At 64.2% G+C, this 22,542-nt stretch carries 19 protein-coding genes and 4 pseudogenes; 18 read left to right on the plus strand and 5 right to left on the minus strand.

Translation table 11 applies throughout. The features are described from left to right. Positions 1-33: 33 nt before the first annotated feature. Entirely contained in the window at positions 34-354 is a 321-nt protein-coding gene (locus NKI22_RS15755) for a HesB/IscA family protein (protein ID WP_352715624.1), read from the minus strand. Between the two features lie 588 nt (positions 355-942). On the opposite strand from NKI22_RS15755, the gene hemP reads away from it, so the two are divergent. Together hemP and NKI22_RS15765 are read left to right on the plus strand one after the other, a co-directional pair. Continuing rightward, on the plus strand, positions 943-1,047 hold the full coding sequence (hemP, locus tag NKI22_RS15760; protein WP_023678236.1) for a hemin uptake protein HemP: 105 nt from the start codon (positions 943-945) through the stop codon (positions 1,045-1,047). Positions 1,048-1,079: 32 nt separating this feature from the next. Next, the gene (locus tag NKI22_RS15765) at positions 1,080-2,147 is read left to right on the plus strand and encodes a hemin-degrading factor (protein ID WP_352937934.1); all 1,068 of its coding nucleotides are present in this window, start codon (positions 1,080-1,082) and stop codon (positions 2,145-2,147) included. Between the two features lie 127 nt (positions 2,148-2,274). Here the strand turns inward: NKI22_RS15765 and NKI22_RS15770 are convergent. After that, positions 2,275-2,612 (minus strand): annotated as a pseudogene (locus NKI22_RS15770) (hypothetical protein); the annotation flags it as partial. 439 nt (positions 2,613-3,051) lie between these two features. Here NKI22_RS15770 and NKI22_RS15775 point away from each other — a divergent pair. The 4 genes and pseudogenes from NKI22_RS15775 to NKI22_RS15790 form a co-directional block, all read left to right on the plus strand. After that, complete coding sequence (locus tag NKI22_RS15775) at positions 3,052-4,269, plus strand: cytochrome P450 (RefSeq protein ID WP_352705469.1); 1,218 nt, start codon at positions 3,052-3,054, stop codon at positions 4,267-4,269. A gap of 41 nt (positions 4,270-4,310) precedes the next feature. Beyond that, positions 4,311-4,502, plus strand: a complete 192-nt coding sequence (locus tag NKI22_RS15780) for a ferredoxin (RefSeq protein ID WP_352705440.1) — start codon at positions 4,311-4,313, stop codon at positions 4,500-4,502. A gap of 352 nt (positions 4,503-4,854) precedes the next feature. Beyond that, the gene (locus tag NKI22_RS15785) at positions 4,855-5,475 is read left to right on the plus strand and encodes a nitrogen fixation protein NifQ (protein WP_352705471.1); all 621 of its coding nucleotides are present in this window, start codon (positions 4,855-4,857) and stop codon (positions 5,473-5,475) included. A 145-nt stretch (positions 5,476-5,620) separates the two neighbouring features. Continuing rightward, positions 5,621-6,386, plus strand: a pseudogene (locus tag NKI22_RS15790) (ABC transporter permease); the annotation flags it as partial. Between the two features lie 236 nt (positions 6,387-6,622). On the opposite strand, the gene NKI22_RS15795 reads toward NKI22_RS15790, so the two are convergent. The 3 genes from NKI22_RS15795 to NKI22_RS15805 form a co-directional block, all read right to left on the minus strand. After that, on the minus strand, positions 6,623-7,873 hold the full coding sequence (locus NKI22_RS15795) for an MFS transporter (protein WP_352705442.1): 1,251 nt from the start codon (positions 7,871-7,873) through the stop codon (positions 6,623-6,625). A gap of 23 nt (positions 7,874-7,896) precedes the next feature. After that, the gene (rpoN, locus tag NKI22_RS15800) at positions 7,897-9,306 is read right to left on the minus strand and encodes an RNA polymerase factor sigma-54 (protein ID WP_352483749.1); all 1,410 of its coding nucleotides are present in this window, start codon (positions 9,304-9,306) and stop codon (positions 7,897-7,899) included. Positions 9,307-9,377: 71 nt separating this feature from the next. Then, the gene (locus NKI22_RS15805) at positions 9,378-9,911 is read right to left on the minus strand and encodes a peroxiredoxin (RefSeq protein ID WP_352483748.1); all 534 of its coding nucleotides are present in this window, start codon (positions 9,909-9,911) and stop codon (positions 9,378-9,380) included. Between the two features lie 1,325 nt (positions 9,912-11,236). Between NKI22_RS15805 and nifH the strand changes: the two are divergent. The 12 genes and pseudogenes from nifH to NKI22_RS15865 form a co-directional block, all read left to right on the plus strand. Then, positions 11,237-11,427: pseudogene (nifH, locus tag NKI22_RS15810) on the plus strand (nitrogenase reductase); the annotation flags it as partial. A gap of 131 nt (positions 11,428-11,558) precedes the next feature. Then, on the plus strand, positions 11,559-12,761 hold the full coding sequence (locus NKI22_RS15815) for a cytochrome P450 (protein WP_352715631.1): 1,203 nt from the start codon (positions 11,559-11,561) through the stop codon (positions 12,759-12,761). Positions 12,762-12,854: 93 nt separating this feature from the next. Further along, positions 12,855-14,144: a cytochrome P450 gene (locus NKI22_RS15820; RefSeq protein WP_352705446.1), complete on the plus strand. Its 1,290-nt coding sequence runs from the start codon at positions 12,855-12,857 to the stop codon at positions 14,142-14,144. 1 nt (position 14,145) lies between these two features. After that, positions 14,146-14,453 (plus strand): annotated as a pseudogene (locus tag NKI22_RS31465) (ferredoxin). After that, on the plus strand, positions 14,440-15,285 hold the full coding sequence (locus NKI22_RS15830) for an SDR family oxidoreductase (RefSeq protein ID WP_352483826.1): 846 nt from the start codon (positions 14,440-14,442) through the stop codon (positions 15,283-15,285). Before NKI22_RS31465 ends, NKI22_RS15830 begins: the two are co-directional and overlap by 14 nt. After that, positions 15,285-16,628, plus strand: coding sequence for a cytochrome P450 (locus tag NKI22_RS15835; RefSeq protein WP_352705473.1), 1,344 nt, complete (start codon positions 15,285-15,287; stop codon positions 16,626-16,628). Before NKI22_RS15830 ends, NKI22_RS15835 begins: the two co-directional genes overlap by 1 nt. A gap of 154 nt (positions 16,629-16,782) precedes the next feature. After that, positions 16,783-17,775 carry a polyprenyl synthetase family protein gene (locus NKI22_RS15840; protein ID WP_023723005.1) on the plus strand — a complete coding sequence of 331 codons (993 nt, stop codon included), beginning with the start codon at positions 16,783-16,785 and terminating at the stop codon, positions 17,773-17,775. A 146-nt stretch (positions 17,776-17,921) separates the two neighbouring features. Then, entirely contained in the window at positions 17,922-19,472 is a 1,551-nt protein-coding gene (locus tag NKI22_RS15845) for a hypothetical protein (RefSeq protein WP_352958574.1), read from the plus strand. After that, positions 19,469-20,371 carry a terpene synthase family protein gene (locus NKI22_RS15850; protein WP_352705450.1) on the plus strand — a complete coding sequence of 301 codons (903 nt, stop codon included), beginning with the start codon at positions 19,469-19,471 and terminating at the stop codon, positions 20,369-20,371. Before NKI22_RS15845 ends, NKI22_RS15850 begins: the two co-directional genes overlap by 4 nt. Before the next feature lie 84 nt (positions 20,372-20,455). Next, positions 20,456-21,505, plus strand: coding sequence for a type 2 isopentenyl-diphosphate Delta-isomerase (gene fni, locus NKI22_RS15855; RefSeq protein WP_352916129.1), 1,050 nt, complete (start codon positions 20,456-20,458; stop codon positions 21,503-21,505). 336 nt (positions 21,506-21,841) lie between these two features. Then, a complete protein-coding gene (locus NKI22_RS15860; RefSeq protein WP_502895940.1) occupies positions 21,842-22,171 on the plus strand; it encodes a helix-turn-helix domain-containing protein in 330 nt (109 codons plus the stop codon). After that, a partial coding sequence (locus NKI22_RS15865; RefSeq protein WP_352958577.1) for a HipA N-terminal domain-containing protein occupies positions 22,146-22,542 on the plus strand: 397 nt, incomplete at its 3' end. The genes NKI22_RS15860 and NKI22_RS15865, both read left to right, overlap by 26 nt.

Raw genomic sequence — 22,542 nt, forward strand, 5'->3', positions numbered from 1 at the left:
CGCTTCATGGACCCGCACAGGCGCTTCGGGCGATCAACTGAAGGACTTGCCGCAGCCGCACTTCTTGCGCGCGTTGGGGTTATCGAAGACAAAGCCGGAAGATTCGAGCCCGGTGAGGAAGTCGACGGTCATGCCGGCGACATGCGGTTGGGAGCCCGCGTCCACGAACAGCTTGATCCCATCTGTCTCGGTGATCGCGTCGCCCTCGCGCGACACGCTCTCCAGGCCCATTAAGTATTTGAAGCCGGCGCAGCCGCCGGCCTGGACCATGATGCGAAAGCCTTCCGCCGGCTCGCTGGCGCGGGAAAGAGCAGTCTTGATGGCGGCAACAGCGTTGTCGGTGAGCGTAATCATGGCTCCATTCTCCTCAGTCCGGGATCTGCTTGCGCATCACGTTGCATGCACCGTGCCAAAGCGAAAAAATGTTTCAATACAGCGCGGCATCTCTGACCCTGCGGTGGTTCTTGTGAGTCCATTGCTGCGAAGGTGTCGGCCAACCGACACGTACTGTCGGGTTTGTCGGGTCCGCCACGCGGGATGTTGGGCCTGAGTTGTTGGCTGAACTCACATTAAACCAATGACCATTACAGAAGACTCCTTCTGAGCTTGCTTCGGCGCAATTGGCACAGTTTTTGAAGCTCCACTGGCGAGGCGGCAAGAGACTGCCGATCCACAATCGTGTCGTGGGTGCCCTCGCGATCGATGCGGCAAAGCAAGGGAGCAACATGTCAGGACTGGGTCAGACACGCTTTGTTTGGCGAAGCAGCGCCGCCCGTGGCATCCGAATGACCGATTGGCCGATTGCGACAACACCCACAATCGCTCACCACCGCCCGGTGGCCACCGACCGGCTCGATGAGATTCCATCGGCATGTGCCTGCACGTGTCACTCGGGTCTCGCCGCTCCGATAGCACCCCCGGTTTTCGCGCGGGTGCGACGACGTGCGCACGCTGTCCAGCGACACTTTGTTCACGGGCCAGCAGCAGATCAGGGTCGAGCATTACGGCGCGCCCTATCGGCTGAAGATTCACCGGCAGGGCAGCTGATCCTCACACGTAGGTGGAAGCAGGGGTAAGACATGGACCAGCGCGAGAAACCGTCGCCGGACGAAATCCGGCGGGCGTGCGAAGACAATCCGAAAATCCGGGAGCATGATCTCGCCGCTCGATTGGGCATTTCGGAAGCCGAATTGGTCGCAGCGCATTGTGGTCACGGCGCGGTGCGCATCGAGCCGCGCGTCGATGATCTGCTGACCGGCCTCGAAGCGGTCGGCGAGGTGATGGCGGTCACCCGCAACCAAAGTGCCGTGCACCAAAAGATCGGCGTCTACGACAAAGTGGTCACCGGCAACCCGCATGCCATGGTGCTCGGCGACGAGATCGACCTGCGCATCTTCCCGAAAGCGTGGGCGTATGGCTTCGCCGTCGAGAAGCGCGAGGGAGCCGAGATCCGCCGCAGCCTGCAATTCTTTGATGCCACCGGCGAGGCGATGCACAAAGTACATCTCAGGCCCGCCTCGAACCTGCAGGCCTATCAGAATCTGGCGGCAGAGCTCGCATCCTCCGACCAGGAGCCGATCATATCGGTCGAGGCGAGCGGGGCGCGCGATAACGCAGTGAGTCCAGACCAAGCCGCCACGGTCGACGACCTACGCGAGCACTGGAGCCGGCTGAGCGACGTGCATCAGTTCTACCATATGTTGAAGGCACTGAAGCTCAGCCGCTGCCAGGCGATGCGTATGGCCGACGAGGATTACGCCTGGCTGCTCGACAATGATGCCGTTGGCGCCCTGTTCCAACAGGCGGCCGAAGACGAGATGCCGATCATGTGCTTTGTCGGCAATCATGGTTGCATCCAGATCCATTCCGGCCCGATCAAGTCGGTCAAGCAGATCGGGCCGCGGATCAATGTGCTCGACGAGACCTTCCATCTGCATCTTAGGACCCATCACATCCGCGAGGTCTGGGCCGTGCGCAAGCCGACGAGGGACGGTCACGTCACGTCCATTGAAGCCTATGGCGCCGACGGCAAGATGATCATCCAGTTCTTCGGCACGCGCAAGGAAGGCGAACGCGAGCGCAGCGACTGGCGGTTTCTGGCCGAGAGTCTGCCACGCGTTCCCGGTCCGACCGACAGGGATGGGTAGAGCCGACAGGCCCTCGGATTGAACCGGCCGCCATAGGACTCGGCACCACGTTCCGACAGCGGCTCGCGAGGAAATAATAGGTCCATGTGCGATAGAGCTTGCCGTCGTAGCGCATACGGCGGTCAGGGTGCACGCCGGAATTGACCGCAGCGATACAGTCAAGCTCGTCGTCGGCCGGACCGCTGCGCACGAGTACATCACCGTCTAGCCGGAAATCCTTGCAGCGGCTCCGAGCGATATAACGCATACGCCATCAGTGCCGAACCGAAGCGCGGCTCGACCTTGTTGATAATTTCGATCATCGCGCGCAAGCGCCGCCGGGTCTTGTCGGACCGCACCCGATCCTTGCGCTGGATCGCGTCGTTGCTCAGTCCGGGCCGTGCGAGCGATCTCCTCGCTCGTCGACCGGAAGGCAGTGCAGCAGCAAGGTCGAACAGCCCGATGTCGCGGCCTCGACAAAACCAACCGTGGATGTCGGTTGTCGGACGTTGTCGTAAGAATGATGGACAGCTGATCATCAACTTAGCGGCGGCGGGCCCAGTGCAGGCTGGCATCGCTTGGTGCAGCGCCATGGGTACGCCTATCCGGCACGCGACTTGCTTTGACAATTTGATCAGCAGGGCATCAGCAGGGCATCAGCAGTGCGTCACGGAGCTGAGCGATTGACCAGCCTCTCAACCCTAACGGGGATAAGCAGCGGCTTTGCTTCATGACCGCAGCGCGGCGGAGATGCCCCTTCTGATTGAATTCGCAACCGATCTCATCCGCGCTGGTGCAGGTGGACTGTATCGGGCGACAGAATCTAGAAGGCGCCCGACAAGAGATGTACCCATGCTGGAAATCGACTTTATGAACAGCGGTGCAATCTCAATCGAGCCATGAACGCCAATGTAGAGAAAGCAAAATGGCGACCAACCCCGTTCCAGATCATGTCCCGCCCGAAATGGTGAGGGACTTCAGCCTGTTTACGTCACCAGGGATGTCACCGACGCCCAACGGGGATCCGCAAGCAGCCGTCGCTTGCGTACATGCCGGGCCGCCGATCTTCTATTCGCCCTGCAACACGCGCGATGGGCGGGGTACCTGGGTCATCACTCGCGCCAGTGATCAGCGCCGGGTGCTGCAGGACGCCGAAACGTTTTCGAGCCATCGCAGCATCTTCGCGTCCGCGCTTGGCGAAAACTGGCCGATGATCCCGCTTGAACTGGATCCGCCTGCCCATGGCGTTTTTCGCTCACTACTCAATCCGCTGCTTTCGCCAAAGCGGGTGATGGCTTTGGAACCGGCTGTCCGCGAACGGGCGGTCGAGCTGATCGAAAGGATCGCCGCGTCGGGCACAAGCTGCGACGTCATGAAGGATTTTGCATTTCCTTTCGCGGTGAGCATCTTCCTTCGCTTTCTGGGGCTGCCGGATGACCGACTCGACACATTTGTCGGCTGGGGGAAAGATCTGCTTCACGGTGACGATGTGAAACGCCCGGCGGCGGCCCGGACGATCGTGGCATTCATCGACGAACTTGCAGCCATGCGGCGCGAGGAGGCGGTTGACGATTTCATGACCTTTATCGTGCAGGCACAGGTCGAGGGCCGCCGGCTGACGGACACCCAAGTCCGCGGCATCGGCGTGCTTGTCTTCGTCGCTGGGCTCGACACGGTCGCAGCAGCTATAGGCTTTGACTTGGCCTATCTCGCGCGCAACCTCAAAGATCAGCAATTGCTTCGGAGCGAACCGGACCGGATCGTGCTCGCGGCCGAAGAATTGCTGCGCGTCTATCCGACCGTTCAGTTGATCCGCGTGGCAACGAAAGATATCGACTTCGAAGGCGCGCCGATCCGGAAGGGGGACTATGTTTCCTGCGCCACGATGATTGCCAATCGTGACCCGGCGGAATTCGAATGCCCCAACACGATCGATTTGGAGCGGGAGGACAACCGCCACGCCGCCTTTGGCTATGGTCCCCACCGTTGCCTTGGCTCACACCTTGCCCGGCGGGAGATTGTCGTTGGCCTGGAGGAGTGGCTGGCGCGCATCCCGGCTTTCAGGATCAAGCAGGGTACGGCACCCATAACCTCTGGCGGCCATGTATTCGGGATCGAAAATTTGATCCTGGACTGGTCCTAGGCCCCGCCCCAAGCCGGGGCACAGAGAATGGAGGCAGCGCCATGCGCATCATCGTCCAAAATGCCAAATGCCAGGGTCACGCGCGATGCGCGGCGCAAGCGCCGGACATCTTCAAGCTTGATGACGAGGGTTATATCCTGCCTGGTGACATTGAAGTTGCGGAAGGGGAGGAGCTGCCTGCATCGCGAGGCGCGCGATGCTGTCCTGAACGTGCGCTGGAACTCACCCGCTGACGCTTTGAATCAGACGTCATTCAACCGAGAGTCTGGCGGGCTTGAATGGGGTCGACCATGTGGCCGCACTGGAAAGGACGGCACGCGACCTCTGTGCCAGCACGGTCCACGTCCAACTCCGCGGGGGCACTTCCGGCGCCGAGGTGTTCCCCATGAGGCGCAAACGGCACGGCGGGGGTTCGCGACACACCTCTTCCAATCACAGACAGAGCCGATGGACCAGACGAAAATTACCGCACTACTCGACCGCGAGACGATCCGCGACTGCCTCTACCCGAAGAACTGCCCAACCCATGTTGCGGCCGGCCGGGTCGCTGCATGACTTGATAGGACAAACCAGGAGAACGGCACCATATTTGCCCAACACTATGCCCGGCTCAGCACCGGCCGATGGCCGCAGATCGAGCTGGAGAGGAGGTTCGACCAGCATGTGCTTGCCTGTGTGCTTTCACGTGCGCTCGAGGAGATCGAGGCCGGCGAGGCGACGGCGACGCAGGCAACCGGCCTTTCGCGCGCCGAGCTGCGCGATGTCCTGGCCCGCTGTTTCCCTGCTATTCCTATCACCGCGTTTGCCTTGGAAGAGGTGAGCGAGCCCGAGCCGGACCTGGAGGAAGAACTTCTGCGCGGACTGCTGCTGGCGCATGCCCGGCCGGGCGACCCGGCGAGCGCTCGCTTCGCCAAGATCATCGCCCGGCGTGCCATGCGCAATGACCATCTCTGGCAGGACCTTGGCCTTTTTAATCGAACCGACCTCGGCCGCCTGCTCGCCTCGCATTTTCCGACGCTGGCGGCCGGCAACACCCAAAACATGAAATGGAAGAAATACTTTTACCGCAAGCTCTGCGAGGTCGAAGGTTTTTCGCTGTGCAGCGCGCCCAGTTGCCGGGAATGCAATGACTTCGAAAACTGCTTCGGCCCGGAGGAAGGCGAAAGCCGCCTCACACGGATCAAGAACGGCATCGCCTCGGATTGAGAGCCGCTTTCGTCAGTCGTACAGCCCCAGCGCTCGCGCCGCGCCATATGTCTCTTGTCTAATGTCGACGGACGCCTTCGAGGATTTGAATGCTGTGCCTGCTGTCCGATTGCTCGCGATGCTCGCTTCGGCGGACGCCGTCATCATGGCGGTGCAGGACCCGACCCGCACCATCGCCGCCGAGCAACTGGTGTTCTCCGGGCCGTTGCTGCTCGCCTGCCTGGCCCGGCTCTATTCGGAGCGGGCCGGCGTCTTCGACACCGGGATCGAGGGCAAGATGCTGGCCGGCGCCTTTGCGGCGCCTCGGCGGCCGCGGTTACAGGCTCGGCCTGGGCGCCGCCGTAGCCACCGCCGTGGATTTTTCGCGCTGGTGCACGGTTTCGCCTGGATCACCCATCGCGGCGGCCAGATTGTCTTCGGCGTCGCCATCAATTTCATTGCTGCCGGCTCCACCATCATTCTCGCCAGGCCTGGTTCCAGCAGGGCGCGCGCCGTCGCTCTCTGAAGACTCGCGATTCGATCGTTGTGCCTAGCGCCGAAGCGGTGCGCGGCGTGCCGGTGCTCGGGCCAGTCTATCCCGAGCTGATCTACGGGCCATTCGCTGCTGGTCTATGTCGCGTCCCTGATGGTGCCATCTACCTGGTTGGTGCTGTTTAGCACCCGCTCGGCCTAGGACTTCGCGCGGTCGGCGAAAATCCGGCCGCCGTTGAGACCACTGGCATTTCGGTGACCTGGCTGCGCTATCGTGCGGCATCTTCACCGGCGTTCGGACGGGCATGGCCGGCGCGTAGCTGTCGCTCGCCCAGAATGCCGGCTTCGTGAAGGATATGACCGCCAGCAAGGATTCCATCGCGCTGGCAGCGCTCATCGTCGCCAAATGGAAACCGGTGCCGGCGAGGTTCGCCTGTCTGGCGGCGAAGGTCGCCATGGCCCGGAGGTGAAGCCGGCGAGGCGCTGGCGCTGGTCCATGCGAGATCGGAGGCCGACACGGAACAGGCTGCCGCGGCGGCGATCCAGTCGGCCTATACGCTCAGCGAAAACGAAGCCTGCAACCGCCAAAGTAATCCTGCGGAGGATCGCGCCGCGCCGTGCATGCGATTGCATCTCTCGTCCCGCTGCGCTGCTGAGGCCTCTTCTGTCAGGCGATCTAGGTCTCGCGCTTCGGGCCGAGCAGGAACACTGTCAGGGCGGCGAGGAACGTGGCAACAGCACTGTAGGCAATGGCACTGGTAATCCCGGCATTGTCCACCAATAGTCCGCCGAAAATCGCGCCGGCTGCGATTGCCACTTGGAACGCTACGACCATCAGCACACCGGCGCTTTCGGCCTGCTCGGGAGCGGCGCGCCATACCATCCACGTCTGCAATCCCACCGGCACTGCGCCGAAGGCAAAGCCCCACGCGGCAACCGCAACCGCCGAGGCCGAGGCCGATGCTCCCGCCGTCAGCAGCGAAACAGCGGCTATCGCTATGAGCAGCGGTGCAAGGGCCGCGACTGCCTTGAGACTGTACTCGGCCAGCAGCCCGCCGGCCAAATTGCCGAAGAATCCGCCGATGCCAAAAGCAAGCAACACAAGCGAGATCGTCTTGACATCCAGCGCGGGAACCTTCTCGAGGAAGGCGCGGATATAGGTGAAGCCGGCGAAGTGGCCGGAAGCGACCAGCAGGACGACCAAAAGCGCGACCTTGATCATCGGAATCTTGGCCACATCCAGCAGGCTGCGGAAGCTAGCCACTCCAACCGGAGGCAGCCTCGGAATGGTTATGAGTTGCACCAGCAGTGTAGCGGCGCCGACGACTGCGGCGATCATGAAGGCGCTTCGCCATCCCCAGATATCGCCGACATAAGCGCCGATTGGAGCTGCGCAAACGGAAGCGACGGAAACGCCGGTGAGGATGATCGATATGGCGCGCGGCAGGAGGTGGCTTGGAACGAGCCGCATCGCCAGTGCTGCCGACATGGACCAGAAGCCTCCGAGCGCTATGCCGAGCACGACGCGTGCCGTCAGGAGTGCCGCCAGCGACCACGCGCCGGCCGCCACAACGTCCGACAGGATCAGCAGCAGCGTCATCGCCCACATGACGATCCTGCGGTCCAGGCGCTTTGTGATGATGGCAACCGTCGGCGCCGAGATCGCCCCGACGATAGCGGTCGCCGTCATCGCCTGTCCAGCCGCACCCTCGGTGACACCGAGATCATGCGCGAGGGGCGTGAGGAGGCTGACAGGCAGAAACTCTGCCGTCACCAGCCCGAAGGTGCCCAAGGAAAGCGAAATGACCGCACCCCATGCGGGATCAGACGGTGGGTCGGGCTTTTCTGGGTCGTGCAGAACAGCGTCATGACGCCTGCCGCGGATCGGGTCATGAACGAAGTCTCCACTTTGGATGCACTGCAACATGAGGTTGGCTGCGTTGACCCACATTAAAGACACAAGCGCATTTCGCGGCGGCGTTGCACGGAGGAGGGGATGTTCATTGCTTCGCGATATTTTGTGACGGTGCGGCGCGCAACATCGATGCCGGTTTCCTTCAGCCGGACAGCGATGTCATCGTCGGAAAGCACGTCGCCGAGAGATTCTGCGGCAATCATCGCTTTGATCCGATGGCGGACAGCTTCGGCGGAGTGCGCATCGCCGCCTTGGCAGGACGCGATCGCGACGGTGAAAAAATACTTCAGTTCAAAGACTCCGCGCGGGGTAAGCATGTACTTGTTCGAGGTCACCCGGCTTACCGTCGACTCGTGCACGCCGATCGCGTCAGCGACGGTTCTGAGATTGAGAGGCCGCAGGTGGGCGACGCCATGTTCCAAAAAGGCATCCTGCTGGCGCACGATTTCAGTCGCAACCTTAAGAATCGTGTTGGCGCGCTGATCGAGGCTGCGTATCAGCCAGTTCGCTGTCTCCAAGCATTCGTTGAGAAATGCTTGATCTTTCGAATTTTGGACGGTGTGACGCGAGACTTCGGCATAGTAGGCTCGGTTGATCAGCACCTTGGGCAGTGTGGCCGGATCAAGTTCGATCTTCCATCCGCCTTCCGGCGAGGGCATGACCCAGACGTCTGGTATGATGGATTCCAACGGACCGGACTGGAACCGGTTTCCAGGCTTGGGATCGAGCGCAAGAATCTCATGGTACATGTCGAGAAGGTCGTCTTCATCGACACCGCAATGCTGCTTCAGTGCCTGGAAATCGCGTCGCCCAAGCATTTTAAGATTGGCAACCAAAGCTGCCATTGCCGGGTCGAACCGGTCTCGCTGGCGCAACTGGAGCTCGAGGCATTCTTCGAGAGTTCGCGCAAAAATTCCCGGTGGATCAAAGTGCTGCAAGGTTCCGAGAACCCGTTCAACGTCAGCCTCCTGGACACTCAGGCTCTCGGCAAGATCCAAAAGGTTGGTCTGAAGATAGCCAGTGTCATCCAGATCGGCGGCAAGCTGGTCAGCGATCAGCCGCTCCTTTGGTGTGAACGCGGTGAGGGCGATCTGACCAGCGACATGGTCGTGCAATGTTTCGGCGAGGGTGGCAAACTCGTCGAGGGAAGGGCCATCACCCGACGCGTTGTTGGTCTTCTTGCGGAGTGACCCGGCCCCGGTCGGTCCGTCAACGGCGTTTGCACGCGGGCCGATAGGCTGATCCGCTCCCGAAATCGAAACGTCGCCAAAAGACCCGTCATCGTTTGACGCAGATTCCAAGAGCGGGTTCTTCTCGATTTCCTGCTCCACGAACTGATGCAGTTCAGTATGCGCCAGTTGCAGCAAGCGAATCGACTCAATGAGTTGAGGCGATGTGACCATGGATTGCTTCTGGCGCTGAAGTAGGCTTGCTGAGGATTGCATGGTGAGCGCGACATCCTGTCGAGGAGCTTCTTGGGGTGGGTAATGGCACCAGGGAGGAGACGTTTTCTAGGTCATGCGGCGGCCTTCAGCGTTTCGAGAACGTTTTGCGGCGATGAGACGCCATAGGGGTCGGCCTCGCAGTTGTCGGAGAAACCTTCCTCCTCGAACCACTGCTCCACCACGCCATTGTTTATCAGGGCGGCGTAGCGCCAGGAGCGCATCCCGAAGCCGAGATTGTCCTTGGCGACCAGCATGCCCATCTTGCGTGTGAACTCGCCTGAGCCATCGGGGATGAGCTCGACCTTCTGCAAGCCCAAGGACTTCCCCCACGCATTCATGACGAAGGCATCGTTGACGGAGACGCAGTAAATCGCGGCAATTCCCTCCTTCTCAAACTCATCATAGAGGTCTTCGAAATTGGGCAGTTGGTAGGTCGAGCAGGTCGGAGTGAAGGCGCCAGGCAGCGAGAACAGGATGACGCGCTTGCCGGCAAAGTAGTCGTCAGATGTCTTTTCTTCCCAGCGATATGGATTTGGGCCCTGGACTGACTCATCGCGAACACGCGTGAGAAAGGTGACGAAGGGAACCTTCTTTTGAACGGTCATCAACTTGCTCCTCAAGAAAAAACTGGCGCGCTGGAGTCCGGCAGACGCTGGCGCAATACCGAGCAAAGGCTCGTCTGCCGGGCATGAAATGAGGCCCTCGCGGCTCGCAACCTCGGTTTTCCATCCCGATGTAGGGGAACGTCTTGGCTGCTGGTCTTCGTCACCCGAACGCCATCGATCTGAGCGAGTGGAGGCTGTCGAGCCGCTTGGGCAATCTTTCCACGGCTATGGCGCCGGAAGCGGCATCGATCACTCGCGCTCGTGCCCGGGAAAAAGTGATAGCGGGCCCGAAGTAGCCAGTATCGGAAGCGTGTGGCGGCCTCAGATGTGACTTCACGCAAGAGACCCGGGTTACTGAGCTGGTTCGGCGTATCGTCGATATTTGCCAGTGAGCCGCCGACCATGGCTTCGGGGGCTCTTTCATGGGGCTCTTGGGCACTCACATGCTGATCGCAACCGGTAAACGGCAATTGCGCGAGCGCCATGTGTTGGCATGCCGGCATCGGACCAGCCGTGCGCAAAGGGGCTACCGAGCACGGACTTCCGAAGCAGACGATGTACCGATGTTCAGCGGGAACGGGCACTGTGTCTTCAGGCCACCGTCTAGAGCTTCGTGTGTCGGGCATGGCGCAAGTCGCTTTCATCGTGATTTGATGGGCTCTAACCAGGAGCAGCAAGCGGCGTGCCATTTCAACTAGACATGCTTTTGGACCGCCCCCTTTTTCTCGGAGGCGGTGTCTTCGCCAAGATCGGGCGCGCGCTATAACCGCCTAGTCACGACACTCAACAACGGTGCTGTATGGTGCGGATGTTCGGCGCTTCCGCCCCAGCTGGGCAAAGACGAACGCAGCCGAGCCGATGCACTACCTCGCACCGGCGGGAACTGCAGCGATTGCGTAGCGTATGCCGCTAGCGTGTTCTTGCGTGCGCAGGCACGGCTATTGCGAACACACGCCTGTGGCAGCAACCATGAGCGCACGCTCTTCGGCAAGCGCCCTGGTTCCGTGAGGATCGAATTCTCCAAGCGTGTCCTGTTTGCAACCCTCTTATGTTCGAAACTGGACCAGAATGTCGCAAGCCTGACCAAAAGGTCGCCGAGGCGTACTATCCGACACTGTTCTGTCGCCTTTGTTGGTCCGCGACACCGGTCTATTTCGCCGAGCTCTTCTTTGGCCTCAGGCTAATCCACTGAAAAGCAATCACAATTTTTTTGCTTATGCTGGGTCGGCCAGATTGGCACGAGTTTTGAAGCTCCTTCGGGAGCCGCCGACCGACCTTCATTTCGTGGATGACACCGCGATCGATGAACGGAGAAAGAAAAGCAAATGTCAAATCCGCGTCAGATAGCATTCTATGGGAAGGGGCCTCGGCGAAACCGCCCCCTACCAAACAGGCTCGCCGCCCTTGTCGACCCTTGTGCGGGAAATCCTGATGGCCGGCTGCGACTCAAAGGCCCACCACTCGCCTGATCCTGAACTCGAAGGCGCAGGATAAAGTTCTGCATCTCGCCGCGCGGTATGCCTAGACAGTTACACGCGGGCTACCGCCGCGGAGGACTTCGTCTACATGCTGTCTTACGTCATTGGCTGCCCGCAGCGCCTGCCGGTCACCTCCGCCCTTCCATCGCTTAGAGAGTGAAGTGCCACCATGTCCGAACAACCCTTGCCGGCGCTGCCGATGTGGCGCGTCGATCACATCGAGCCCTCGCCCGAGATGTTAGCGCTACGCGCCAACGGTCCGATCCACCGCGTGCACTTCCCGTCCGGGCAAGAAGGCTGGTGGGTGACAGGGTACGACGAAGCCAAGGCGGTGCTGTCCGACGCGGCGTTCCGGCCCGCGGGAATGCCGCCGGAGGCATTCACGCCGGATTCGGTGATGCTCGGTTCGCCGGGGTGGCTGGTCTCGCACGAGGGGGGCGAGCACGCCCGGTTACGCACGATCGTGGCGCCGGCCTTGAGCAACCGCAGGTTGAAGCTGCTCGCGCAGCAGGTCGAGGCGTTCGCCGCGGAGTTGTTCGAGACGCTGGCGGCCCAGCCCCAGCCCGCCGACCTGCGGCGTCACCTCGCCTTTCCGCTTCCGGCCATGGTCATCTGCGCGCTGATGGGCGTGCTCTACGAGGATCACGCCTTTTTCGCCGGGCTGTCCGACGAGGTGATGACGCACCAGCACGAAAGCGGCCCGCGCAGCGCGTCGCGCCTAGCCTGGGAAGAACTGCGCGCCTACATTCGCGGCAAGATGCGGGACAAGCGCCAGCATCCGGGCGACAACCTGCTGACTGATCTGCTCGCGGCGGTCGACCAGGGCAAGGCGACCGAGGAAGAGGCGATCGGCCTGGCGGCGGGCATGCTGGTGGCGGGGCACGAGAGCACCGTCGCGCAGATCGAATTCGGCCTGCTGGCCATGTTCCGCCATCCGCAACAGCGCGAACGCTTGGTCGGCGATCCATCCCTGGTGGACAAGGCGGTGGAGGAAATCCTGCGCATGTACCCGCCGGGCGCGGGCTGGGACGGCATCATGCGCTATCCGAGGACCGACGTGAGCATCGCGGGCGTGCATATTCCTGCGGAGAGCAAGGTGCTTGTCGGTCTGCCGGCGACGTCGTTCGATCCGCGCCATTTCGACGACCCGGAAATCTTCGACATCGGACGCGAGGAAAACCCGCACCTGGCGTTCTCCTACGGGCCGCACAACTGCATCGGCGCGGCGCTGGCCAGGCTGGAACTCAAGGTAGTGTTCGGTTCGATCTTCCAGCGCTTTCCCGCGCTGCGCCTGGCGGTGGCGCCCGAAGAACTGAAGTTGCGCAAGGAGATCATCACTGGCGGGTTCGAGGAGTTCCCGGTGCTCTGGTGATGCGCGGACGCCGCCGGGAATCGCGATCTTCTCCGCAATTTACCGGCGCGCCTGGCGGGCGCCGGTCAGATCACCAGCCAACAGGTAACCAAGATGGACGTGCAAGAAACCACGGCAGTATGCCGGGACGCCTTCGCCGAACTGGCGTCGCCAGCGTGCATCCACGACCCGTATCCGTTCATGCGGTGGTTGCGCGAGCACGATCCGGTGCATCGCGCGGCGTCGGGCCTCTTTCTGTTGAGCCGCCACGCCGACATCTACTGGGCGCTCAAAGCCACGGGCGATGCGTTTCGGGGACCGGCGCCGGGCGAACTGGCGCGCTATTTCCCGCGTGCGGCGACCAGCCTGTCGCTCAGTTTGCTGGCGTCCACTTTAGCGATGAAGGAACCTCCAACGCATACGCGTCTGCGCCGGCTGATCTCGCGCGATTTCACTATGCGCCAGATCGACAACCTGCGGCCGAGCATCGCGCGCATCGTCGCAGCGCGCCTGGACGGCATGGCGCCCGCGCTGGAGCGCGGGGAGGCGGTGGACCTGCATCGCGAATTCGCGCTGGCCTTGCCCATGCTGGTTTTCGCCGAACTGTTCGGCATGCCCCAGGACGACATGTTCGGGCTCGCCGCCGGCATCGGCGCCATTCTGGAAGGCCTGAGCCCGCACGCCAGCGATCCCCAGCTCGCCGCGGCGGACGGGGCCAGCGCCAGGGTGCAGGCCTACTTCGGCGACCTCATACAGCGCAAGCGCACCGATCCCCGCCACGACATCGTGTCGATGCTGGTCGGCGCACACGACGACGACGCCGACACGCTGTCCGATGCGGAGTTGATCAGCATGCTGTGGGGCATGCTGCTGGGCGGCTTCGCCACCACTGCTGCGGCCATCGACCATGCGGTCCTGGCGATGCTGGCGTATCCCGAACAGCGGCACTGGCTGCAGGGAGACGCCGTGGGGGTGAAGGCATTCGTCGAAGAAGTCCTGCGCTGCGACGCGCCCGCCATGTTCAGCTCCATTCCGCGTATCGCCCAGCGCGACATCAAACTGGGCGGCGTGATGATCCCGAAGAACGCGGACGTGCGCGTGCTGATCGCGGCCGGCAATCGCGACCCGGACGCCTTCGCCGATCCCGACCGCTTCGATCCCGCGCGGTTCTACGGCACCAGTCCTGGCATGTCGACCGACGGGAAGGTCATGCTGAGCTTCGGCCACGGCATCCACTTCTGTCTCGGTGCGCAACTGGCCCGGGTGCAGTTGGCCGAGAGCCTGCCGCGGATCGAGGCGCGCTTCCCCACGCTCGTACTGGCCGAACAGCCGACCCGGGAGCCCTCCGCGTTCCTTAGGACGTTCCGCGCGCTGCCGGTGCGGCTGCATGCGCAGGGGGGCTGAGATGCGCGTCGTGGTCGACCAGGATCTGTGCGGAACCACCGGGCAGTGCGTGCTGACGCTGCCGGGCACCTTTCGCCAGCGCGAACCGGACGGCGTGGCGGAAGTGTGCGTGGCGACGGTCCCGCACGCGCTGCACGCTGCCGTGCGGCTCGCGGCCCGCCAGTGCCCGGTCGCCGCCATTCGGGTCATCGAAAGCGACGCTGGCGATGGCGAGCCCGCCAGCGCGGATCCGGCGCCCTCTCCGGCGAGGTCGGGCGGCATGCTGCGAAAGACCAACATGATCAGGGAGCACACGATGGGACGGTTTGAGGGCAAGGTTGCCGTGGTGACCGGCGCTGGCGCGGGCATCGGCAAGGCATGCGCCCTCGCCATCGCGCGGGAGGGGGGCCGAGTGGTGGTGGCCGACATTGATGGCTCGGCTGCCGTCGCCTGCACCGCGCGGATCGCGGCCGAAGCGGGCCACGCGCTGCCCCTAGCCATGGATATCGCCGATGCGCAGGCGGTGGCAGCGCTGTTCGAGACGGCGGAGCGGCACTTTGGTGGGGTCGACCTGCTGGTGAACAACGCGAGCGCCATGCATCTGACCCCGCGCGACCGCGCGATCCTCGACCTGGACCTGGCGGTTTGGGATGAGACGATCGCGACCAATCTGCGTGGCACGCTGCTCTGCTGCCGGCAGGCCATCCCACGGATGATCGCCCGTGGCGGTGGCGCGATCGTCAACATGTCGTCGTGCCAGGGGCTCAGCGGTGATACCGCGCAGACGTCCTACGCCGCCTCGAAGGCGGCGATGAACATGCTGTCGGCCTCGCTCGCCACCCAGTACGGTCACTCGCAGATCCGCTGCAACGCGGTTGCGCCGGGTCTTATCATGACCGAGCGTCTCCTCGCCAAGCTGGACGAGTGCATGCAACGGCATCTACGCCGGCACCAGCTCCTGCCGCGCGTCGGCCGCCCCGAGGACGTCGCCGCGCTGGTGACGTTCCTGCTCTCCGACGATGCTGCGTTCATCACCGGCCAAGTCGTGTGCATCGACGGCGGCATGCTGACGCATGTGCCGACATATGCCGATGGTGGCAACAGCCGCGCCGCGCGGCCAGCTGGCGACACCGCCGAAGCGGACGCTGCGCCAGGGAGGTGATAGACATGCTGCTCAACCCGCTCAACCGTCGGCGCCGGCTGCGATACGACATCCCGGTCATGCCCGGCGCTTTCCCCCTGGTCGGGCATCTTCCCGCCATAGTCTGCGACCTGCCGCGCCTGCTGCAGCGCGCGGAACGGACGCTGGGCAGTCACTTCTGGCTGGACTTCGGTCGTGCCGGACACCTGATGACCTGCCTGGATCCGGATGTGATCGCATTGCTCCGGCACAAGCACGTGTCCTCGGCGCTGATCGCAGAGATCGCGCCCGAAATCCTTGGCGGAACGTTGGTCACTTTGAACGGTAGCGCGCACCGGCAGGCGCGCGATGGGATCAAGGCGGCGTTCCTGCCCAGGGGGCTGACCGAGGCCGGCATTGGCGAGCTGTTCGAGCCCGTCATCCGGGCGCGGGTGCAGGCGTGGCGCCATCGCGGTGAAGTAACTATCCTGCCCGAAACCGGCGACCTGATGCTCAAGCTCACCTTTAGTCTAATGGGCATCCCCGCCCAAGACCTGCCGGAATGGCATCGCAAGTACCGGCAACTGCTGCAGTTGATCGTCGCGCCCCCGGTCGACCTGCCCGGAACGCCCTTGCGGCGCGGCCGCGCCGCCCGCGACTGGATCGACGCGCAGTCACGCCAGTTCATCCGCGACGCGCGCGCGCATGCCGCGCGCACCGGGTTGATCAACGACATGGTGAGCGCCTTCGATCGCAGCGACGATGCGCTCTCCGATGACGTCCTGGTCGCCAATATCCGCTTGCTGCTGCTTGCCGGTCACGAGACCACCGCCTCGACTATGGCCTGGATGGTGATCGAGCTGGCGCGGCAGCCCGAGCTGTGGGACGCCCTGGTCGAGGAGGCGCAACGCGTGGGCGCGGTGCCGACCCGGCACGCGGACCTGGCGCAGTATCCGGTTGCCGAGGCGCTGTTCCGCGAGACGCTGCGCATGCATCCGGCGTCCTCGCTCGTACCGCGTCGCGCGACGCAGGAATTACAACTCGGCCAGCGGCGCATTCCCGCGGGCACAAGTCTATGCATCCCGCTGCTGCATTTCTCGACCTCGGCGCTGCTGCACGAGGCGCCTGATCAGTTCCGCCTGGCGCGGTGGCTGCAACGCACGGGGCCGATCGGGCCGGTGGACATGCTGCAGTTCGGCAGCGGCCCACACGTCTGCATCGGCTACCACCTGGTATGGCTGGAACTGGTGCAGTTCAGCATCGCCTTGGCGCTGACCATGCACAAGGCCGGGGTGCGGCCGCGGTTGCTGAGCGACGCCGAAAAAGGCCGGCGCTATTACCCGACAGCACAACCCTCCATGAAAATCCGCATCGGATTCTCGTGAGCTGGCATCGCATACCCCGTGTGGCGAGGCAGCGGCGCCGGCGACGCGCGGCATTGCTGCACTCGGCGCGCGCGCTCGGTGCGACGCCGGCAACACTGCATCGGCTCGCCGCTCGCCGTGGCCGTCTGCTGTCAGGTACAAGGACATGAACGACATGCAGACCGGTTCCACGCTACACGACCACGGAACTGGCGTTTCCGCGCTCGGCGGATTGGGCGCGCAGGCGCGCGGCGCATCCGGCAGGCTGCTGCCGGAGATCTGGATGCAGGACGGCGCAAAACGGGTCGAACAGGCGCTGGCGCGTCTTCTCTGCGCCGAAGACGACGGTGAGACCGAGCTGATGGCGGCGATGCGCTACGCCACCTTGAATGGCGGGAAGCGCACCCGCGCCTTGCTCTGTATGGCTGCCGGCGCACTGGCCGACACGCCGGCGCACACGCTCGACGACGTCGGCGCCGCCATCGAGATGATGCACGCCTGTACCCTGGTCCACGACGACCTGCCCGCAATGGACGACGACGTGCTTCGCCGCGGCCTTCCGACCGTGCACGTCAAGTTCGGCGAAGCCACTGCGATCCTGGTCGGCGATGCGCTGCAGGCGCACGCCTTCCTGACCCTGGCGAGCCTGGATGCGCCGGGCGACAACCGTATCGCGCTCGTGCGCGAACTGGCGCAGGCGGTGTCCGCCGAGGGTGCCGCAGGCGGGCAGGCCATGGATCTGTCGCTGGTCGGAAAGCACGCCGAGCTGGACAGGATCGTGGCGATGCACCGGATGAAGAGCGGAGCACTAGTGCGCGCGTCCGTTCGCATGGGCGCGCTATGCGCCATCGCGGAGGATGCCGCGCACGCTGGGCTGTACGGTGCGCTCGATCGCTACACCGCCTGTTTCGGGCTGGCGTTGCAGGTGATCGACGACATTCTCGACGCGACAGCGGATACCGCGACGCTTGGCAAGACCCCCGGTAAGGACGCGGCGGCGCAGAAGCCGACTTGCGCGTCGATCATGGGGCTGCAGGCAGCGCGCCAGTTCGCGCTAGATTTGTTGCGCGACGCCGGGGAGGCCATCGTCCCGCTGGGGCCGCGTGCGGAACGGTTGGCGCAGATGCTGCAGCGGGCCAACGTGTATCTGTCCGCGCCATACGCATGAGCGCGCCCGTCCGCATGGACTCGCCCTATGCTGCTGCGACCGGTCGGCGGGCGATGCATGCTGCTCTTTGTCCGAGTCCGCGGCGCCGATCGCAGCGGTTGCCCGATCCTGGTCCTCGCCAACCGTCTGCAGAAGGAACATCCCGCGTGAACGCGCTGTCCGAACAGATCCTTTCCGAATTGCGCCACCTGCTGAGCGAGATGAGCGACGGCGGCAGCGTCGGTCCGTCCGTCTACGACACGGCGCGAGCTCTGCAGTTCCACGGCAACATCACCGGTCGGCAGGACGCATACGCGTGGCTCATCGCGCAGCAACAGGCCGATGGCGGATGGGGAAGCGCGGACTTCCCGCTGTTCCGCCATGCGCCCACGTGGGCGGCGTTGCTGGCATTGCAGCGTGCCGATCCTCTTCCCGGCGCTGCCGACGCAGTCCAGGCTGCAACCCGGTTCCTCGAGCGCCAGCCCGATCCCTACGCGCATGCGGTGCCGGAAGACGCGCCGATCGGCGCGGAGCTGATCCTGCCGCAGTTGTGCGGCGAGGCCGCATCCTTGCTGGGCGGCGTGGCGTTTCCGCGCCACCCGGCGCTGTTGCCGTTGCGGCAAGCGTGCCTGGTCAAGCTGGGGGCGGTGGCGACGTTGCCGAGCGGACATCCGTTGCTGCACTCCTGGGAAGCCTGGGGGACGTCGCCGACCACCGCATGCCCGGATGACGACGGCAGCATCGGCATCAGTCCGGCGGCCACCGCCGCGTGGCGTGCGCACGCCGTGACACAGGGGAGCACGCCGCAGGTCGGGCGCGCCGACGCGTATCTGCAGGCGGCATCGAGGGCGACGCGCAGCGGCATCGAAGGTGTCGTTCCCAACGTCTGGCCGATCAATGTGTTCGAGCCATGCTGGTCGCTGTACACCCTGCATCTGGCCGGGCTGTTCGCGCATCCCGCGCTCGCCGAGGCGGTGCGCGTGATCGTCGCGCAGCTCGACGCCCGCCTGGGCGTGCGCGGTCTGGGCCCGGCCTTGCACTTCGCGGCCGATGCGGACGACACCGCCGTTGCGTTGTGCGTCCTGCGCGTTGCAGGCCGCGACCCGGCGGTCGATGCGTTGCGCCATTTCGAAATCGGCGAGCTGTTCGTCACCTTCCCCGGCGAGCGCAATGCCTCGGTGTCGACCAACATCCATGCCCTGCATGCGTTGCGACTGTTGGGAAAGCCCGCTGCCGGCACCAGCGCCTACGTCGAGGCCAATCGCAACCCGCACGGTCTATGGGACAACGAAAAATGGCACGTTTCGTGGCTGTATCCCACCGCGCATGCGGTCGCTGCGCTCGCGCAAGGCAAGCCCCAGTGGCGCGACGAGCGCGCGCTGGCGGCGCTCATGCAGGCGCAGCGCGACGACGGCGGCTGGGGCGCCGGTCGCGCGGCCACATTCGAGGAAACCGCCTACGCGCTGTTCGCGTTGCACGTGATGGACGGGAGCGAAGAGCCGACAGGGCGCCGGCGCATCGCGCAGGCGGTGGCGCGTGCGCTGGAGTGGATGCTCGCCCGCCATGCGGCGCATGCTTTGCCGCAGACGCCGCTGTGGATCGGCAAGGAACTGTATTGCCCCACCCGGGTGGTGCGCGTGGCCGAACTTGCCGGATTGTGGCTGGCACTTCATTGGGGGCGGCGCGTCCTGGGCGAGGGAGCAGGGGCGGCGCCATGATCCAGACCGAACGCGCGCTGCAGCAGGTGCTGGAGTGGGGGCGTTCCCTGACGGGGTTCGCCGACGAGCATGCCGTGGAAGCGGTCAGGGGCGGCCAGTACATCCTGCAGCGCATCTACCCGAGCCTGCGCGACACCAGCGACCGCACCGGCCGCGATCCGCGGGACGAAACGCTGATCGTGGCGTTCTATCGCGAGCTGGCGCTGCTGTTCTGGCTCGACGATTGCAACGACCTTGGCCTGATCGCGCCGGAGCAGCTCGCCGCGGTGGAGCAGGCGCTGGGGCAGGGCGGGCCGTGCGCGCTCCCCGGATTCGAGGGCTGCGCTGTGCTGCGCGCTTCGCTGGCCGCGCTCGCCTACGATCGACGCGACTATGCTCAGCTTCTCGACGATACCCGGTGCTACTGCGCGGCGCTGCGCGCCGGACGCGCGCAGCCGGCAGGGGCGGATCGCTGGTCCTACGCCGAGTACCTGCACAACGGCATCGAGTCGATCGCCTACACGAACGTGTTCTGTTGTCTGTCGTTGCTGTGGGGGCTGAACATGGCGGCCTTGCGCGCGCGTCCGGCGTTTCGCCAGGTCCTGCGGCTCATCTCCGCGATAGGGCGCCTGCAGAACGATCTGCATGGACGCGACAAGGACAGGTCGGCCAGCGAGGCCGACAACGCGGCGATCCTGCTGCTGCAGCGCTATCCGGCTATGCCTGTGGTGGAGTTCCTCAACGACGAGCTGGCCGGCCATACGCGCATGCTGCACCGGGTGATGGCGGAAGAACGCTTTCCCGCGCCGTGGGGACCGTTGATCGAGGCCATGGCGACCATCCGCGCGCAGTACTACCAGACCTCGACCAGCCGCTACGGCAGCGACGCTGCGAGGGGAGGCCAGCGTGCGCCGGCCTGAACGCGCGGGACGCGGCGGCGGGCGTGCGCTGCCGTCGGTCCGATCCGACGCAACGCTTCGCCCGATGCGACGGATCGAGCGAGCATGAGCGACACCGCCCTGAGCCGGCGCAAAGACGACCATCTGGACATCGTGCTGGATCGACGAACGGCGCCGGCCACGGTCGCCGCCGGCTGGGAGTACATCCGTTTCGAACACTGCGCATTGCCCGAGTTGGACCTGACGCAGATCGACCTGCGCGCCTCGCTGCTGGGCAAGACCATGCGCGCGCCGCTGCTGATCAGCTCCATGACCGGCGGCATGCCACGCGCCGAGGCCATCAACCGGCATCTGAGCGAGGCAGCGCAAGCCTTGGGGATCGCCATGTGCGTCGGTTCGCAGCGCGTGAGCCTGCTATCCCGCAACTCGCAGGGACTGACGCGCGCGCTGCGCCGCCTGGCCCCGGACATTCCCTTGCTGGCCAATATCGGTGCCGCGCAACTGCGCGAGGCCGACGGCCTGGACCTGGCGCGCCGGGCGGTTGATGCGTTGGAGGCCGATGGACTCATCGTCCATCTCAATCCGCTGCAGGAAGCGGTACAGCCGGAGGGCGACCGCGACTGGCGCGGCGTCCTGGCGCAGATCGCTCGCGCCGCGCGCAGAGTGGGCGTGCCGATCGTGGCCAAGGAAGTGGGTTCGGGCCTGTCCGCCTCGGTGGCCTGTGCGCTCGTCGAGGCGGGCGTGGCGGTGATCGATGTCGCCGGCGCCGGCGGCACCAGTTGGGCCGCGGTGGAGGGCGATCGCGCCCGCGATGCCGCCGACCGTGCAGTGGCGATGGCGTTCGCCGATTGGGGAATTCCGACCCCGGCCAGCGTGCAGGCGGTACGTCGGGCGCTGCCAACGGTGAAGCTGATCGCGTCGGGCGGGATCCGCGACGGCGTTGACGTGGCCAAGGCCATCCGCCTGGGCGCGGACATCGTCGGGCAGGCGGCCGGCGTGCTGCGCGCGGCTACAGTATCCACCGAGGCGGTTGTCGCGCATTTCGAGATCGCCATCCGCCAGTTGGCCGTCGCCTGCTTCTGCACCGGCTCGGCTGATCTGGCGGCGTTGCGTCAGGCGCGCTTGTTGCATTGGGCGCATCTGCCGGCCGGTTGATGCCGCGGTCGCGTCTGTTTCGCGTTCATAGGGCCCCGTCGGGCGCATCAGTGCTGAGGTTAAACTAGCCGTTCGCTGAATGTCTTTGCGTTGGCCGTTTTCGCAGCGACGTACGCACTGCTCGGTGAAAATGCCGTGGGCGGTGGCCATGGCAGCTGTTCTCGGAGGAACGTCCGCTGTGCGGCGGTAACCTGGGAGATCCTCGAATGAAGGACTGATCTCTTTGGATATCATTATCTTCATATATGATACGCGAACAGATCATTAAATTAACTTGCTCGCCGGATGAGATACCTTTGCATATCAATGGGGGCATTGGAATGAATCGTATAGGTAATGGTGGAATCTGAATCGGAAATTCTGCGCGAAATCGGTGGGCTTTTCAGGCAGGTGAGGCAGGGCGCTGCCATGACGCAGCAGCAGGTCGCTGGTTTGGCGGGTATATCCCGTCCCCGCTATCGCGACATCGAAAAGGGGGCCGCGGCGGCGCGTGCGACGACGCTCATGAATGTCGCTCGCGCGCTCGGTCTGGAAATGATGCTGGTTCCGCAAGTCATGGTGCCGGCTGTCCAGGCTCTGTTGCGTCCGCATGATGATGACGACCTGCCCGCCTTTGTTCCTCAATCTGACGATGACGATCATGGCTCCAGTCTTTCACGCACCTAAGACGATCCCGTCGCTGGACGTGCTCTTGAACGCACTGAAGATCGGCACAATCGTTAGGACGCCGGGCGATTTCAATGCATTCAACTTCGATGAGGCCTACCGCGCGACGGGCGGCTTTCCGGTTTTCAGCCTGTCGTTCCGGGCAGCGACCGGAGGATTGCGGAAAGGACCGAAGCCTCTGGCGGGCGCCTTGCCGGCCTTTTTCGCGAACCTCCTACCGGAGGAGAAGCTACGCGAGGCGATGGAAAAGCACCACGAAGGCAATGTCCGGCCAGGCAATGATTTCGATCTCTTAGCGGCGCTGGGCGCCGATCTGCCGGGAGCCGTACGGGCGTTGCCAAGTGACGGCGCGATAGCGGTTTCGCAGGATG

The sequence above is a fragment of the Mesorhizobium sp. M0778 genome (genome assembly GCF_040320105.1).
In the GTDB taxonomy this organism is placed as follows: domain Bacteria; phylum Pseudomonadota; class Alphaproteobacteria; order Rhizobiales; family Rhizobiaceae; genus Mesorhizobium.